This is a genomic window from Streptomyces sp. MUM 203J, assembly GCF_022414595.1.
Classification (GTDB): Bacteria; Actinomycetota; Actinomycetes; order Streptomycetales; family Streptomycetaceae; genus Streptomyces.
Genome location: NZ_JADWYO010000031.1, coordinates 1 through 15,076, shown reverse-complemented (window position 1 = coordinate 15,076; position 15,076 = coordinate 1). Strand labels below are relative to the sequence as shown.

Sequence of the window (15,076 nt, the reverse complement as noted above, 5' to 3'; positions counted from 1 at the left end):
GTGCGCAGCGGATGAGTCCTCACAGGCAGGCCGGATAGGCTCTGGCCTCCATGGACACCGAAGCACAGCACACGGAGCGCGATCTGCCTCCCGACGCCGACAGGCGCACGGAGGGCGGGTCGCGCTCTGCGCGTTTCCGGCGACCGGCCGCGCCGGACCCCTCGGATCCGGCCGACTCCGCGGATCCTGAGGCCCCGGACGCCGGCCCGCCCGCCGACGGCGGCGCCGAGGGCGTGGCGTGGCTGGGCGGGCTGTCCTGGCGGCGGATCGGGATCATCGGCCTCGTCTGCGCGGTGGCCGTGCTGCTGGTGGGCCGGTTCGTCCTCTCCCCCTACCAGATCCCCAGCCGTTCGATGGATCCGACGCTTCAGGTCGGTGACCGGGTCCTCGTGAACAGACTGGCGTACGGCTCCGACGACCCGCCCCCGCGCGGGGACGTGATCGTCTTCGACGGAACCGGATCGTTCGTCCGGAACGTTCCCGAGGAGAATCCGGTCACCGGAGCACTGCGCGGACTCGCCGCGGGGCTCGGGCTGGCCGAGCCGTCGGACACCGTCTTCGTCAAGCGCGTGATCGGCGTGGGCGGTGACCGGGTGACGTGCTGTGACAAGGAAGGCAGGGTCCAGGTGAACGGAGCAGTGGTCGACGAGCCGTACCTGTATCCGGGCGACTCCCCGTCCCGGGTGCCGTTCGACATCGTCGTGCCGCCCGGCAGGCTCTGGGTGATGGGTGACCACCGCAGCCAGTCCCGGGACTCCCGCGAACTGCTCGGCGCGCCCGGCGGCGGCATGGTCCCGGTCGACCGGGTGATCGGCCGGGCCGACTGGATCGCGTGGCCGGCCGGGCGGTGGTCCACCGTCGGCCGGACCGGTGCCTTCGACGCCGTACCGGCCGGGGGAGCGGTGGTCGGCGGAGGCCATGGGTAGGCGCGGGCGGCCCGGCGGTCACGGTGCCGACACCCGGCTGCCCACCGGGACCCGGCCCACCGACGGGCGCTCCCCGCTCCCCGGGCGCGCGGAGCGGCGCAGGCTCGCCCGCAAGGTCAAGCGGCGCCGCCGACGGTCCGCGGTCAAGGAGATCCCGCTCCTCGTCACGGCCGCCGTGCTGATAGCGCTCGTCCTGAAGACCTTCCTGGTGCAGGCGTTCGTCATTCCCTCCGGCTCCATGGAGGAGACGATCCAGATCGACGACCGGGTGCTCGTCGACAAGCTGACACCCTGGTTCGGGACGAAGCCGCAGCGCGGCGACGTGGTCGTGTTCGAGGATCCCGGCGGATGGCTCCAGCAGGACCAGCTTCCCGAGGAGGACGACCCGTTCCTCATCAAGCAGGTCAAGGAGGGCATGACGTTCATCGGGCTGCTGCCCTCGGACGACGAACAGGACCTCATCAAACGTGTGGTGGCCGTCGGCGGCGACACCGTGAAGTGCTGCGACGACAGCGGGCGCCTCACCGTCAACGGCGTTCCCCTGGACGAGCCGTACGTGCATCCGGGCAACTCCCCCTCGGAGATCAGATTCGAGGTCCGGGTACCGCCCGGGCGCCTCTTCGTCATGGGGGACCACCGCGCCAACTCGGCCGACTCCCGGTTTCATCTGGACGAGGAGTTCCAGGGCACGATCCCCGAAGAAGGCGTCGTGGGCCGGGCCGTCTACATCGGCTGGCCGGTGGGCCACTGGCAGGGGCTGGAGCGACGGGATGTGTTCGGGGCCGTACCGGACGCGCCGTCGCCCGGTGCCACGACGGCACTCGGCGCGTCGCATAGTGTGTCCTCTCGGAATCCGAATGGATCGCTACGGCTCCCGACCCCTGCGGAACTCCCGCTCGTTATGGGAGTAGTGGGCCTTCCCCTGCTCTGGGGCGGGCGAACGCATGGACTGAGGAGTGGATGTGGGGGATCTGGCGGTCGGCGCACGATCCGGACGAGACGAGCCGGAGCCGGGGCGCGAGCAAGTCGCTGAGCGATCCCCCGGTCCGGCCGGAGGCCCCGCCGTGGACGGCACCGGCGAGGCGGCCCCGGGGGGACCGCGGGACGCGGTCGGCGCGGCCCCGCAGGGCGCGGGCAACACGTACAACGCGGAGAACGCCGAGGGCGGCAGCGTGGACAACCACACCGACGGCAATGACGGCACCGGCGGCGCGTCCGGGGGCGGGGACGGCACCCCGGACGGGGACGGCACCCCGGACGGTGAGGGGCCGGGGAAACAGCGGTCCTTCTGGAAGGAACTGCCGCTGCTCATCGGTATCGCGCTGGTTCTGGCGCTGCTGATCAAGTCCTTCCTGGTGCAGGCGTTCTCCATCCCGTCCGAGTCGATGATGAACACTCTGCAGCGCGGCGACCGGGTGCTGGTCGACAAGCTGACCCCGTGGTTCGGTTCGGAGCCCGAGCGCGGCGAGGTCGTCGTCTTCCACGACCCGGGCGGCTGGCTCAACGAGCCCGCGCCGGAGCCGAACCCGGTGCAGCGGGTGCTGAGCTGGATCGGACTGATGCCGGAGTCCGACGAACAGAACCTGATCAAGCGCGTCATCGCGGTAGGCGGCGACACCGTCGAGTGCAAGAAGGGTGGCAAGGTCGTCCTCAACGGCAAGGAACTGGACGAGACCGCCTACCTCTACCCGGGCTCGACGCCGTGTGACGACCAGCCGTTCGGGCCGATCAAGGTGCCCGAGGGCAGGATCTGGGTGATGGGCGACAACCGCCAGAACTCCCTGGACTCCCGCTATCACCAGGAGCTCCCGGGCGGCGGCACGGTCGAGAACAAGGAGGTCGTCGGCCGGGCGGTCGTCGTGGCCTGGCCGGTCAGCCGCTGGGCCACGCTGCCCGTGCCGGACACCTTCGACCAGCCGGGGCTGAACGCGGCCGCCGCCCTCGCGGCCGGGCCCGGGGCGCTGGGCCTCGCGGGCGCGGTGCCGCTGGTGCTGTGGCGGCGCCGGCGGGCGGTGGCGTCGGCCTCCGCCGGGGCGGTGTCCGCGTCGGCGTCCGCCGACGGTGCGACGGCTCCCGGCACGGCCGGCCCTGACCGGACGCACCGGGACGCGTAAGGGGCGTACCGCCGGTAGCGACCCGCGGGTAGGGTGCCGTTCCAGGGCACCGGTCGAGGACCGGTGCGGGCACCGATCCGGAAGCGGGGGAGCGCCGGTATGGGCGGAACGACAGGCAGCGGTGGCGACGGCCACGGCCGCCTCGGCAGAATGCTGTCGGGGCTGGCCGTGGCCGTCGGCTGTGTGCTGTTCCTCGGCGGGTTCGCATGGGCGGCCCTGGTCTACCACCCGTACACCGTGCCGACCGACTCCATGAGCCCGACGGTGACGGCGGGGGACCGGGTGCTGGCCGAGCGGGTCGGCGGCGCCGACGTGCGGCGCGGCGACATCGTGGTGTTCAGCGACCCCCGCTGGGGCGGCGTCACGATGATCAAACGGGTCGTGGGGGTGGACGGCGACGAGGTCGTCTGCTGCGACGCCGACGGGCGGCTCACCGTCAACGGCACGGCGGTCGACGAGCCGTATCTGCACCCGCAGGTGTGGGAGGACGCGAAGGCCGCCTCGCCCGGCGCGTTCTCCGCGACGGTGCCCGACGGGCATCTGTTCCTGCTCGGCGACCAGCGCGCCAGCTCCCAGGACTCCCGGGTGCACCTCACGGAGCCCGGACAGGGTTCGGTTCCCAGAAGCGCGGTGACGGGACGGCTGGACGCCGTGGTGTGGCCGCTGGAGGGGGTTCTGGAGCGGCCCGCCGCGTTCGCCTCGCTGCCGGGCGGGGTGTCGCGGCCGGGGCCGGTGGAGCCGCTGGCCTGGGCGTTGGCCGCGGGTGTGGGGCTGATCCTGGGCGGTGCCGCGTACGGGCCGGTCGCGGGGGTGCTGCGGCGGGCCGTGGGCCGCGGTGGCTCCGGCGGCGCGGGCGGGCGCGGGGCCGGTTCCGGCGAGGCGGTGGCGCGTGGGTGACATGCCGGCGGCGGGCGGAGGTGTGCCGCCCGAAGGGCTGCCGGGAGGGCTGCCGCCCGGTGAGCTGCGGAAGGTCGCGCGGGTCGTGCTGCTCGACCCCGACGACCGGATCCTGCTCCTGCACGGCTGTGAGCCGGGTGACCCGGCCCAGGACTGGTGGTTCACCCCGGGCGGCGGCGTGGAGGGCGACGAGACCCGGGAGCAGGCCGCGCTGCGGGAGCTGGCCGAGGAGACCGGCGTGACCGACGCCGAACTCGGGCCGGTCGTGTGGCGGCGGGTCTGCTCGTTCCCGTTCGACGGGCGGCGCTGGAACCAGGACGAGTGGTATTACCTCGCCCGCACCTCCCGTACCGAGGTCGGCCTGGGCGCCGACCTCACCGAACTGGAGACCCGCAGCGTCACAGGACTGCGGTGGTGGACCTCCGGCGAACTGTCGGCGGCACGTGAGACCGTGTACCCGACACGACTCGCCGGGCTGTTGCGCACACTGCTCGACGACGGCCCTCCGCGAACGCCGCTCGTCCTGTCCCCGGAAATCGTCTAGGGGTACGGATGACTGGCGCACAATGGGGGCACGCACGGCTGAAGGGGAACATGCCATGAGCGCCGAGGACCTCGAGAAGTACGAGACCGAGATGGAGCTGAAGCTCTACCGGGAGTACCGCGATGTCGTCGGGCTGTTCAAGTACGTCATCGAGACCGAGCGCCGCTTCTACCTGACGAACGACTACGAGATGCAGGTGCATTCGGTGCACGGCGAGGTCTTCTTCGAGGTGGCGATGGCGGACGCCTGGGTCTGGGACATGTACCGGCCTGCCCGCTTCGTGAAGAAGGTCCGTGTTCTGACCTTCAAGGACGTGAACATCGAGGAGCTGAACAAGACGGACCTGGAGCTTCCCGGCAGCTGAGTCACTCGGGCGGGTGACGGCGATATCCACATCGGGCGAGCTGTCCACCAAGATCCACAACTGAGTGCGCGAGGCGTCACCGTCGGTACCGGAGGTGGTGCCGAATGAACGCGACCGGGGCACTCGGACAGTACGGAGAAAGGCTGGCGGTACGCCGGCTGAGCCAGGCCGGCATGACCGTGATCGCCAGGAACTGGCGCTGCGGGCGGCGCGGCGAGATCGACATCGTCGCCCGGGACGGAGACGCCGTCGTCGTCTGCGAGGTCAAGACCCGCAGGGCGGGCACCTTCGAGCACCCCTCTGCGGGCGTCACCCCGGCCAAGGCCGACCGGCTCAGGAGGCTGGCCGCCTGCTGGCTCGACCGGCACGGGGCGCCACCGCCCGGCGGCATCCGCATCGACCTGGTCGGAGTGCTCCTGCCGCGCCGCGGCGCGCCGGTCGTCGAGCACGTACGGGGGGTGGCGTGATGGGCTTCGCGCGTACCTGTTCCGTCGCACTCGTCGGCGTCGACGGCGTCGTGGCGGAGGTCCAGGCCGATCTGGAACCCGGCGTCGCCGCGTTCACCCTGGTCGGGCTGCCCGACAAGAGCCTCTCGGAGGCCAGAGAGCGAGTCAGGGCCGCCGTGTGCAACTCCGGCGCCGAGTGGCCGCAGAGGAAACTGACCGTGGGCCTCAGCCCCGCGTCCGTGCCCAAGGCGGGATCCGGCTTCGACCTCGCGGTCGCGGTCGCCGTCCTCGCCGCCGCCGAACTCGTCGACCCGCGCGCCATCGCCGACCTCGTCCTCATCGGAGAACTCGGGCTCGACGGCCGCGTCAGGCCGGTCCGGGGCGTCCTCCCGGCGGTCCTCGCCGCCGCCGAGGCCGGATACGACCACGTCGTGGTGCCGGAGCAGACCGCGGGGGAGGCCGCACTCGTCCCCGGCGTCTCCGTCCTCGGCGTCCGCACGCTGCGCCAGCTCCTCGCCGTCCTCAACGACGCCCCCCTCCCCGACGAGGGACCGCGCGAGGAGGGCAGGCCCGATCCGGCACTCGCCGGGCTCCTCGTGCCCGGTGCCGGCCTCGGCACCGGACTGGCCACCACGCCCGCCGACACCCCGGACCTCAAGGACGTCGCGGGGCAGCGGGCGGCCCGCCTCGCCCTGGAGGTCGCCGCGGCCGGTATTGGTGGAGGCGGATATCAGAAGTTGCGCAATGGCCCTCCTTCTGAGCTTCGTCAGCGGTTCGGGTCCCCCGTCTGGGTATGCTCGTCCCATGGGACGGAAGGCAGCAGGGGCAGATCGGGGGACCCGCGCTGCCGCGAAGGCCGAAGGTGCCAAGAAGCAGGGCGCCAAGAAAGAGCCCAGCGACCCGATCAGTCGCGCGAACGTTGCGCGAATGGCAGGGAAGCCCGAAGCCGAGCTCCGGGCTCTGCTTGGCGCGTATGGCTCCAAGGGTCTCGCGCGGATCCGCCGCCCGCGCTCGGCGCAACGCGGGGCGAAACAGACCCTCTCTTCGACCCAGCGACGCATGGCAGAGCAGGTTGTCGCCTGGAAGGCTGCCAACCAGCGGACCCGGACCCGGGGTGCCAAGTACGAGGCCGAAATGAAGGCGGCTCTTCCGGACAAAGCTCGCGAATCGCTGGAACGACGGTTGGCCGAAGGAACCATCCCACGTCGAACTGTGGCACCCGCCGAGTGAACTCTGTCAACTGGCGCAGGGCGATCAAGCAAGATCGTGCCCTTCTGAACGGCTTCACCTGCACTCCGAAGCCGAAGAAGGACCGCAAAGGGCGGCCTCTGCATAACAGCTTGCCGTGGGAACGCAGTGTTCAGTCCTGGTTTCGGGATGAGTCCCTCACCAGCACTGCAAAGGCTGCCGCTGCAGATCAACAGCTGTGGATTCTGCCGGAGAACGGCCGCATCGCCGCTGCCTATGCCCACGCTCGCTGTTCTCTCGTCGACTATGCAGGCCCTCAGCGCCTGATCATGGCGCTTGCCGTGTCCATGAAACATCGCAGAGCGGGACGGAAGGTCGCGGACGCCACCTTCGAGCACGCTCTGTCCACGATCCGGGGTTCAGACTCGGGGAGTCCCATTCTTGTTCTCGGCAAGATCGACACGCGGAACAAGGCGAGCGAGGCCCTGGCGGCCCGGGCAGGGATGGCTCTAATCGATCACCTGGATGGTGACGACGGCTCTCGGCTCGGCCTGTGGGCCGTCGAGGTCGGCTGATTCACGCCTTGGGTGGCATGCGACGGCGGGCCACCTCGGCCGCGTAGTTCGCCCACTGACCGCCGGCCTTCCAGCGGTCGACCGAGGAGATGCTGATGCCGAGGAGCCGGTTGATCACGGCCTCGGGCAGGGCTGTGGTGAGGTCCCGGAGGGCGGCGTGCTGGGTGGCTCGTGCCGTGATTCCGAGCTCTTTGAGCCGTTCCAGGAGTGTCGCTGGGCTGAGGTGCTGTTCGGGATGCCGGCCAGGGAAGAGCCAGGGGCTTGTGCTGTTTCGCCCAATGGCGGAGTAAGCGCGTCGGTCGGTTGACAGGTGTGTCACCAGCTCTCCGATGGCGCCTGGCAGGTGGAGTGGTTCTCGTCCGAAGGCGATATGGACGCCTGCATCGGTGTGAAGAACCTGGTCGATGCGGATCTTCGTGATGGTCGTAACGGGCTGGGCGAAGAGTACGACCATGAGGCCGGCGACGCGCAGGTCCAATGCGAGGGTGGCGTCCGTCAGGAGCCGCCGGGAGAGCTCGATCCGCTTCTCGGTGTCGAGGGGCGGCGTCGGGTTGGTGCGGCTCGGTGGCGGGATCTGCAGACCAGCGGTGTGGCCGCGGGCGGCTGCCCACTTCACGAAAGCGCGGGCATGCAGGTGCACGGACTTGCCCTCCGACAGCCATAGATCAATCTCGCGCTGGCTGCATCTGGACAGGTCAGTGTCGTGATTGCGGAGCCACGCCATCAGGCGGGCACCTTGCTTCACCTGGACCCGAATGGTGTTGATCTGGTTGTAGGTCGCCGGACGACCTGCGAGGCGTCGCCGGAGCCTGCCGAGCTGGTCCCACTGGGTGAAGGCCTGGAGCAACTTGCGGTCGTCGCTGTCCGAGATGCTGTTGAAGATCTCGCTCAGTGACCGGTGGAGGGCCACCATCTGCTCATCACGGTGCGGAAGGGCGCCCGCGGTGACCAGGACTCCTCGCAGGTAGTCGATGGCTCGGCTGCGAGGGTACTGATCGAGCGTGCTGTGATCGACTGGGAACCCGTCGGTTCCCAGCTGAGCCAGCACGGTGGCAGCCCTGGTCCTGGGCGCGATCCACGAGAGGACCGATCTTGGGTCGTCAGCAGAGCTGAGGGCCTCGAATGCCAGCTGTAGACCGGGGCGGATGGAGCCGTCGGAGCCGGCAAGGAGTTCCGTGAGGCGGCGGGTGCAGGCGCAACGAGGGCAGAGTCCGTGGTGCCAGAGAATGGCGGACTGACCGCAGCCGGTGCAGGTGCGGTAGGCGACCGGGTCCACTCTGTAGCAGGTCTGGCAGAGGTAGCCATCCGGTGTGCGGGCTCGGGGGTAGAAGGTCTTTCCGCATCGGTGACAGGGGTGCTTGACCTGGTAACAGGTTTCGCAGCGAGGCGTCGTCGTACTGGCTCCGATGCATGGCCGGTTCCGGCCGCAGAGGCCGCAGCGGTCGACGGGCAGTCGGTAGCAGGCCCGACAGTGAGGCCCGTCGGGTGTCCGCCGTCCGACGGGGCGATGGCGGCGGCACTGGATGCACTGCTCGAACTTCTCGGGGTCCTGGGCTGAGCACGTGCCACAGAGGGCTCCGCCACTGTTAGAACGGGAGACGACCGGGCGGTCATTCCCGCAGCCTGTGCAGGGCTGGGCTCGTTCTGCGTCATAGCAGCCGCGACAGACACGAAGGCCACTCTTGCCGCGGAACAACAGCGGGCGTGCATCCGAGCACTGCGGGCAGGCTGGGACAACGATGCCGCTCGCGCCGATCTTGTGAAGTTCTATGAGGAGCCGCATCAGATGCGGCGAGCCCTGGGCACCCTCACCCGTCAGGAGCGCGGGACGATCCTCGATCTCCCAGGAGACCTTGAGCAGGGCGTACGACTGCTTGTTGGAAGCCTGAATCGCTGCCTGAAGTTGTTCGGATTTCAGGCCCGGGGCCAAAGGGGCGACCTGGCCAATCAAGCGGGCCACCGGGTCTTCTCCGTCGCCCGGTCGGCAGCCGCGGCAGACGGGACGTCCCTGACGGTCCCGGCAGTTGACGTTGAGGGTGGACCCGCAGGCCGAACAAGGTCGCGTGTTGGCACGGAACGACGTTTTGCAGGTCTGGCAAACGCGTTGGCCATCCAGCTTCTCGCTGAGCAGAGCCGTCTGGGTGCCGCACTTGGGGCAGCGGGGGGCGACCAGCTGTCGGGCGCCAGCTGCAATCAGAGCGTGGATCAGCTGATCGACGGCGACCGGCCCGTCGGGACGCCCGCAGGTGAGAAGGCCCGGATCGCCTTCCAATGCGCGGGCGACTCGGCGGCGCTTGGTCCGGGCGACGCACGTCTGCGCCAGCACGGTTCGGATTACGGACTCCCGAAGCCGGGGTTCCACCCCGTGGACGACGGCCACGATCGCGGCCGTGTCGTCCTCGACGGAAGCCGGGGCCGGCACGGGAGTCGCCATCAGGAATCAACCCCCGAGATCCGGGCCCGCTTCGGCCGGAAGGAACCGACGCCGGCGTCACCGGCCAGTTCGGCGCCGGCGGCCTTGCGCGGTCGGGCCGCTGCCGCTGCGGCCACCGGCTCGATCAGCTCGTCCATCGCGCAGCCGAGAATGTCGAGCAGGGCCATGAGGACCTTCATGCTCAACCGCTCGGGCTTCTCCGTCACCAGGCGATAGACCTGGCTGGTGGACAAATTGATCCCACGCTCGACGAGCAAGGGCTGAAGCGCGGTGGTGGAGAACATGCCCTGCTTCGCCATGAGCTCGCGCAGGTGCCAGCGGTAGTCAAGTTTGGAAGGCATCGTCATCCCATCGGAGCGAGGGTCTGGTCCAGGTGCTGGCGCATCATCGTGTTCATGAAGTCACCGCTGACCGACGTATAGATCGCAGTCGTGGACTTGTAGCGGTGCCCGACCTGCTGCTGTACGAAGGTCTCATCGGCACCGTCCTCGATCAGGTGCGTCACGTAACTGTGCCGCAGACAGTGAGGAACCAGTTTCTCGTCAAGCTCCAGATCCGTGCGGTAGTCGGCGAACCGATCGTCGATCTCCCGCGGGCGGACACGGCCACCCCGCTCAGTCACCCACAGGGCCGGATGGTCCGGGAACCCGAAGCGAGGCCGGACGTTGGTGACGTAGTCCTCGACGGCCTCGACCGCCCAGTCCATCACTGACAGCACCTCGCGCCGGCGATAGGCCGACCCACGAGTGCGCTTTCCGTATCGGACCTGGAGGCCGCCGTATCGGCCGAACTCCGGAGCCTTGGGGTTGCGGTGGAAATCCGACAAGTCCAGCCGCGAAGCCTCCGTGCGACGAAGGCCCCAGGCGTAGATCGCCTTGAACATCGTGGCGTCGCGATAGGCGTGCAGAGCCCCCTTCCGCCCCTTTCGGACAGCTCGCTCGACCCGGCCGTCGCAGTAGTCGAAGAATGCCTGCAACTCGTTCCGGGTGAAGGGCCGACGGTCCTCGTCCCCCTCGTAGTCGACGAGGTGGGCGAGGGTGTTCCACTCGTGGCAGATCTGCACCGGGTGCGTACCGAACCGTTGCTCGCACTCCTCCACCCACCGGTAGTGCGGGTTGATCAGGTAGTCGCAGAACAGCCTGATCGCACCTTGGTAGTTGCGGATCGTGGAGGGCTTCCTGTGAAGCTCAGCGATCAGGTGACTCGACCAGTCGTCCATGTGGGCCGCGTTCCAGTGCCACGGATACTCGCCCGCGAATTCCATGAAATCCCGGACGCGTGCCTGCCGGTCGCTGATGGTCTTGCGCTCCAAGTTCCGTCCGCCCCGTTGCTGCCGGTCCCAGCCGTCAAGCATTGCCTCGAAGATCGCGTCCTCGGGGTGCAGCAGGGTGACGCCCGAGACGACCTGCAACCGTGCGGACCCCTCCGGTTCGAACCGATCTGACACCGAACCCCCCTTGCCGCTAGACGACCGAATCATGCATCCAATGAATGATCGTTGGCAAAGTGCCAGGTGGGAGGCTTGCTAGGGCGATCGCTACCGCCCTAGCATCTCTGCAGATCAGCCCGGCAAGCCGCCTCAGGGTCGTGCATCAGATGCAATTCCGCCCGGTTCGGTCACCATCTGTTTCTGTCCGGGCCGCCCGGCGCGGGCAAGACGATGCTCGCGGAGCGCCTCCCCGGCGTGCTGCCGCCCCTGACCCGGCGCGAGTCCCTCGAAGTCACCGCCGTGCACTCCGTCGCAGGTACCCTCCCGCCGGGCAGACCCCTGGTCAGCTCGGCGCCCTACTGCGCGCCGCACCACTCGGCCACCATGCAGTCCCTGGTCGGCGGCGGCAATGGCGCACCGCGGCCGGGTGCCTGCTCCCTCGCCCATCGTGGCGTGCTCTTCCTGGACGAGGCCCCCGAGTTCTCCGGCAAGGCGCTGGACGCCCTGAGGCAGCCCCTGGAGTCCGGTCACGTCGTCGTCGCCCGCGCCGCCGGAGTCGTACGGCTCCCGGCGCACTTCCTGATGGTCCTGGCCGCCAACCCGTGCCCCTGCGGGCGGCACACCCTGCGCGGCGACAGCTGCGACTGCCCGCCCTCCGCCGTCCGCCGCTACCAGGCCCGGCTCTCGGGTCCCCTCCTCGACCGCGTCGACCTGCGCGTCGAGGCCGAACCCGTCTCCCGGGCCGACCTGCTGAACGGCGCCGGCGAACCCACCGCCACCGTCGCCGCCCGTGTCCTGAGCGCCAGAGAACGGGCGGCAGCCCGCCTCGACGGCACCCCGTGGAGCCTCAACGCCGACGTTCCGGGGCACGAGCTGCGCACCCGCTGGCAGCCCGCGCCCGGCGCTCTCGGCAACGCCGAACGAGGCATCGAGCGGGGGCTTCTGACCGCCCGTGGGCTCGACCGAGTCCTGCGCGTCGCGTGGACCCTGGCCGACCTGGCGGGACGCGACCGACCCGTTGCCCGTGACGTCGACCTGGCGCTGGAACTGCGCACCGGCATCACCCGTGGGGTCCCCCTCGCGATCGGACAGCGGGCATGACCCCCTCCGTCGGACCGGGTTCGACGAAACCGACTGCGCGTCACCGGAGGGGAAAGCATGCCCGCACCTGATGAGGAGAGGCGCGCACGGGCGGCTCTCTGCCGGATCATCGAGCCGGGAGACGAACACGGCGGGCGCTGGCTCCGCGAACTCGGAGCCCGGGAACTCCTGTACCGCCTCACCACCCACCCGTACCGCCCCGGATCGCTTCCCGGAGCCGGCGAGCGGCGCGTACAGGGACTCCTCAGGCGTGCCGCCCGCAGCCGCCCCGACCAGGACCTCGAAGCCGTCCGGGCCCTCGGCGGACGCTTCGTCGTGCCCGGTGACCGGGAGTGGCCCAGCCAGCTCGACGACCTCGGCGACGCCCGCCCGCTGGGGCTGTGGGTGCGCGGCACCCAGGACCTGCGCCGGTGGGCCCTCCGGTCCGTCGCCCTGGTCGGCGCCCGCGCCTGCACCGCCTACGGCGCCCATATGGCCGCGGACCTGGGAGCCGGCCTGGCCGAACGCGGCTGGGTCGTCGTCTCCGGCGCCGCCTTCGGAATCGACGCCGCAGCACACCGCGGCACCCTCGGTGCCGGAGGAGCAACCGTCGCCGTCCTCGCCTGCGGGGTCGACGTGCCCTACCCCCGAGGGCATGACGCCCTCATCCGGCGCATCGCCCAGCAGGGCCTCGTCATCGGGGAACTGGCACCGGGCGAGCACCCCACGCCCAGCCGGTTCCTCCTCCGTAACCGGGTCATCGCCGCCCTGACCCGGGGCACCGTCGTCGTCGAGGCCGCCCACCGCAGCGGCGCCCTCGCCACCGCGCGCGACGCCCAGCACCTCGGCCGCCACACGATGGGCGTCCCCGGCCCCGCCACCAGCGGACTCTCAGCCGGTGTGCACGAACTGCTGCGCGGCGGCGCCACGCTCGTCTCGGACGCCGACGACGTCACCGAGCTCGTCGGCGCCATCGGGGACCTGGCACCCGCCCGGCGCGGACCCGTCCTCCCCAGAGATCTCCTGGACCCCGAAACGGCCCGCGTCCTCGAAGCCCTGCCACCTCCCGGACGCCCGGTAACCCTCTCCGACCTGGCGACAACCGCCGGGACCGACGTTGACGACACACTCGGCAGGCTGTACGAACTCCACTCCCTCGGATACGCCCGCCGCGAGGGCGACCGTTGGTATCTCGTCCGGACCGCCGCACATGCCCCGAACAACCGGCGAGGCGGTGCTTGACCTGGGGCATTCGGGTGAAAAGGTAATCCCGACGGTCCTCGGATCACTGCCCGGCGCCGGTCCCTCCGCCGCCGACCGCGCCGTCGGCCCCATTCGAAGATGCGGCCGACGGCACGCCCCCACCAAAGGGCGATCCCCACGACTTCGCTCACAGCAACAGTCCAGTCACGCTACGCTCACCATCGCCCGCCTTCCGGCAAGCCCCCCACCCGAACCCCGATCCGAGCCACACCCCGGCCCTCACATCCGTCCCCCCGCTCACCACGGCAGAACGGCTCAAGGCGACGTATGCCCCAGCACACCTCCGGGTCCCACCGCGCGGCAGCTCCCCCCGCCGCCGGGAGCACCGTACGGCCGCCCGCCCCCTCGACGCTCGACGAGCTGTGGCGGTCGTACAAGGAGACGGGCGACGAGCGGCTACGGGAGCAGCTCATCCTGCACTACTCGCCCCTCGTGAAATACGTCGCAGGCCGCGTCAGTGTGGGCCTGCCCTCCAATGTCGAACAAGCCGACTTCGTCTCCTCCGGCGTCTTCGGACTCATCGACGCCATCGAGAAGTTCGACCTCGACCGCTCCATCAAGTTCGAGACCTACGCCATCACCCGGATCCGCGGCGCCATGATCGACGAACTGCGCGCCCTCGACTGGATCCCCCGCTCGGTACGCCAGAAGGCCCGCGCGGTAGAGCGCGCCTACGCCACCCTCGAAGCCCGGCTGCGGCGCACCCCCACCGAGGGCGAGGTCGCCACCGAGATGGGCATCCCTCTCGACGACCTGCACGGGGTGTTCAGCCAGCTGTCGCTCGCGAACGTCGTCGCCCTCGAGGAGCTCCTGCACGTCGGAGGGGAGAACGGCGATCGGCTCAGCCTCATGGACAAGCTGGAGGACACCGCTGCGGACGACCCCGTCGAGGTGGCCGAAGGCCGCGAACTGCGGCGCCTCCTCGCCCGCGCGATCAACACGCTTCCCGAGCGCGAGAAGACCGTCATCACGCTCTACTACTACGAAGGGCTCACCCTCGCGGAGATCGGCAACGTCCTCGGCGTCACCGAAAGCCGTGTCAGCCAGATCCACACGAAGTCCGTCCTCCAGCTCCGCGCCAAGCTGGCGGATGTCGGACGCTGACCCGACACCCCGCCCCGACGCCCGGCCCGCCGCCGTACAGTTGTCCCGTGCCAAGGATTCGAGCGGCCTCTGTGGCCGAGCACCGGAGCATGCAGCGCGCCGCCCTGCTGGAGGCCGCGCGCACCCTGCTTTCCGAAGGCGGGACGGAGGCGCTGACCTTTCCCGCCCTGGCCGAGCGCACCGGCCTGGCGCGGTCCTCCGTGTACGAGTACTTCCGCTCACGGGCCGCCGTCGTCGAGGAGCTGTGCGCCGTCGACTTCCCCGTCTGGGCCGCCGAGGTCGAAGACGCCATGGCGCGGGTCGCTGCCCCGGAGGCCAAGGTCGAGGCGTATGTGCGGCGCCAGCTCGAACTGGTCGGTGACCGCCGCCACCGGGCCGTCGTCGCCATCTCCGCCGGTGAGCTCGACGACCGGGCACGCGAGAAGATCCGGGCTGCGCACGGCGGGCTCATCACCATGATCGTCCAAGTGCTGGCCGACCTCGGCCAGCCGGAGCCCCGCCTGGCCGCGATGCTGCTCCAGGGAGCTGTCGACGCGGCCGTCCGCCGCATCGAACTCGGCGCGGCCGAATCCCCGGCCGTCATTGCGGACACGGCCGTGGCCATCGCTCTCAACGGTGTCCGCGGCTCCCGGGCGCGGGGCTAGGTGTATTGCCCTGTGAGGTTGGGAACGCGGCTGGCAGGTGGTTGGCCCTTCAGCGCGGTGTGTCCGCG

At 70.2% G+C, this 15,076-nt stretch carries 13 protein-coding genes and 2 pseudogenes; 12 read left to right on the top strand and 3 right to left on the bottom strand.

Annotated elements, in window-relative coordinates; translation table 11 throughout:
• The first annotated feature begins 50 nt into the window (after nucleotides 1-50).
• From lepB (I3F58_RS17175) to I3F58_RS29825, 8 genes and pseudogenes are all read left to right on the top strand, one after another.
• Complete coding sequence (lepB, locus tag I3F58_RS17175) at nucleotides 51-926, top strand: signal peptidase I (protein ID WP_240109493.1); 876 nt, start codon at nucleotides 51-53, stop codon at nucleotides 924-926.
• Nucleotides 919-1,959, top strand: coding sequence for a signal peptidase I (gene lepB / locus I3F58_RS17170; RefSeq protein ID WP_240109492.1), 1,041 nt, complete (start codon nucleotides 919-921; stop codon nucleotides 1,957-1,959). Before lepB (I3F58_RS17175) ends, lepB (I3F58_RS17170) begins: the two co-directional genes overlap by 8 nt.
• Entirely contained in the window at nucleotides 1,898-3,040 is a 1,143-nt protein-coding gene (gene lepB, locus I3F58_RS17165) for a signal peptidase I (protein ID WP_275678619.1), read from the top strand. Before lepB (I3F58_RS17170) ends, lepB (I3F58_RS17165) begins: the two co-directional genes overlap by 62 nt.
• 99 nt (nucleotides 3,041-3,139) lie before the next feature.
• On the top strand, nucleotides 3,140-3,937 hold the full coding sequence (gene lepB, locus I3F58_RS17160; protein ID WP_240109490.1) for a signal peptidase I: 798 nt from the start codon (nucleotides 3,140-3,142) through the stop codon (nucleotides 3,935-3,937).
• A gap of 1 nt (nucleotide 3,938) precedes the next feature.
• Nucleotides 3,939-4,481: an NUDIX hydrolase gene (locus tag I3F58_RS17155; RefSeq protein WP_240109541.1), complete on the top strand. Its 543-nt coding sequence runs from the start codon at nucleotides 3,939-3,941 to the stop codon at nucleotides 4,479-4,481.
• Between the two features lie 55 nt (nucleotides 4,482-4,536).
• On the top strand, nucleotides 4,537-4,845 hold the full coding sequence (locus tag I3F58_RS17150) for a DUF2469 domain-containing protein (protein ID WP_240109489.1): 309 nt from the start codon (nucleotides 4,537-4,539) through the stop codon (nucleotides 4,843-4,845).
• Nucleotides 4,846-4,949: 104 nt separating this feature from the next.
• Nucleotides 4,950-5,312 (top strand): YraN family protein, encoded by a 363-nt coding sequence (locus I3F58_RS17145; protein WP_240109488.1) that lies wholly within the window; start codon nucleotides 4,950-4,952, stop codon nucleotides 5,310-5,312.
• Nucleotides 5,312-6,046: pseudogene (locus I3F58_RS29825) on the top strand (magnesium chelatase domain-containing protein); the annotation flags it as partial. The gene I3F58_RS17145 and the pseudogene I3F58_RS29825, both read left to right, overlap by 1 nt.
• Nucleotides 6,047-7,055: 1,009 nt before the next feature.
• On the opposite strand, the gene I3F58_RS17135 reads toward I3F58_RS29825, so the two are convergent.
• The 3 genes from I3F58_RS17135 to I3F58_RS17125 form a co-directional block, all read right to left on the bottom strand.
• Nucleotides 7,056-8,102, bottom strand: a complete 1,047-nt coding sequence (locus I3F58_RS17135; RefSeq protein WP_240109486.1) for a hypothetical protein — start codon at nucleotides 8,100-8,102, stop codon at nucleotides 7,056-7,058.
• 1,385 nt (nucleotides 8,103-9,487) lie between these two features.
• Nucleotides 9,488-9,829 (bottom strand): helix-turn-helix transcriptional regulator, encoded by a 342-nt coding sequence (locus I3F58_RS17130; protein ID WP_240109540.1) that lies wholly within the window; start codon nucleotides 9,827-9,829, stop codon nucleotides 9,488-9,490.
• Between the two features lie 2 nt (nucleotides 9,830-9,831).
• Nucleotides 9,832-10,935 (bottom strand): tyrosine-type recombinase/integrase, encoded by a 1,104-nt coding sequence (locus I3F58_RS17125; RefSeq protein ID WP_240109485.1) that lies wholly within the window; start codon nucleotides 10,933-10,935, stop codon nucleotides 9,832-9,834.
• Nucleotides 10,936-11,094: 159 nt separating this feature from the next.
• On the opposite strand from I3F58_RS17125, the pseudogene I3F58_RS17120 reads away from it, so the two are divergent.
• The 4 genes and pseudogenes from I3F58_RS17120 to I3F58_RS17105 all read left to right on the top strand — a co-directional run.
• Nucleotides 11,095-12,018 (top strand): annotated as a pseudogene (locus I3F58_RS17120) (YifB family Mg chelatase-like AAA ATPase); the annotation flags it as partial.
• A 57-nt stretch (nucleotides 12,019-12,075) separates the two neighbouring features.
• Nucleotides 12,076-13,239 (top strand): DNA-processing protein DprA, encoded by a 1,164-nt coding sequence (dprA, locus tag I3F58_RS17115; RefSeq protein ID WP_240109484.1) that lies wholly within the window; start codon nucleotides 12,076-12,078, stop codon nucleotides 13,237-13,239.
• A 288-nt stretch (nucleotides 13,240-13,527) separates the two neighbouring features.
• The gene (gene whiG, locus I3F58_RS17110; RefSeq protein ID WP_240109483.1) at nucleotides 13,528-14,364 is read left to right on the top strand and encodes an RNA polymerase sigma factor WhiG; all 837 of its coding nucleotides are present in this window, start codon (nucleotides 13,528-13,530) and stop codon (nucleotides 14,362-14,364) included.
• A 71-nt stretch (nucleotides 14,365-14,435) separates the two neighbouring features.
• Nucleotides 14,436-15,008 (top strand): TetR/AcrR family transcriptional regulator, encoded by a 573-nt coding sequence (locus I3F58_RS17105; protein ID WP_240109539.1) that lies wholly within the window; start codon nucleotides 14,436-14,438, stop codon nucleotides 15,006-15,008.
• The last annotated feature ends 68 nt before the right edge of the window (nucleotides 15,009-15,076 follow it).

Bases quoted from the DNA above. Each gene is read 5' to 3' on its own strand.
- whiG (WP_240109483.1), top strand. From the start codon at position 13,528: ATGCCCCAGCACACCTCCGGGTCCCACCGCGCGGCAGCTCCCCCCGCC.
- I3F58_RS17130 (WP_240109540.1), bottom strand. From the start codon at position 9,829: ATGCCTTCCAAACTTGACTACCGCTGGCACCTGCGCGAGCTCATGGCG.
- lepB (WP_240109492.1), top strand. From the start codon at position 919: ATGGGTAGGCGCGGGCGGCCCGGCGGTCACGGTGCCGACACCCGGCTG.
- I3F58_RS17150 (WP_240109489.1), top strand. From the start codon at position 4,537: ATGAGCGCCGAGGACCTCGAGAAGTACGAGACCGAGATGGAGCTGAAG.
- lepB (WP_240109490.1), top strand. From the start codon at position 3,140: ATGGGCGGAACGACAGGCAGCGGTGGCGACGGCCACGGCCGCCTCGGC.
- lepB (WP_240109493.1), top strand. From the start codon at position 51: ATGGACACCGAAGCACAGCACACGGAGCGCGATCTGCCTCCCGACGCC.
- I3F58_RS17145 (WP_240109488.1), top strand. From the start codon at position 4,950: ATGAACGCGACCGGGGCACTCGGACAGTACGGAGAAAGGCTGGCGGTA.
- I3F58_RS17155 (WP_240109541.1), top strand. From the start codon at position 3,939: ATGCCGGCGGCGGGCGGAGGTGTGCCGCCCGAAGGGCTGCCGGGAGGG.
- dprA (WP_240109484.1), top strand. From the start codon at position 12,076: ATGCCCGCACCTGATGAGGAGAGGCGCGCACGGGCGGCTCTCTGCCGG.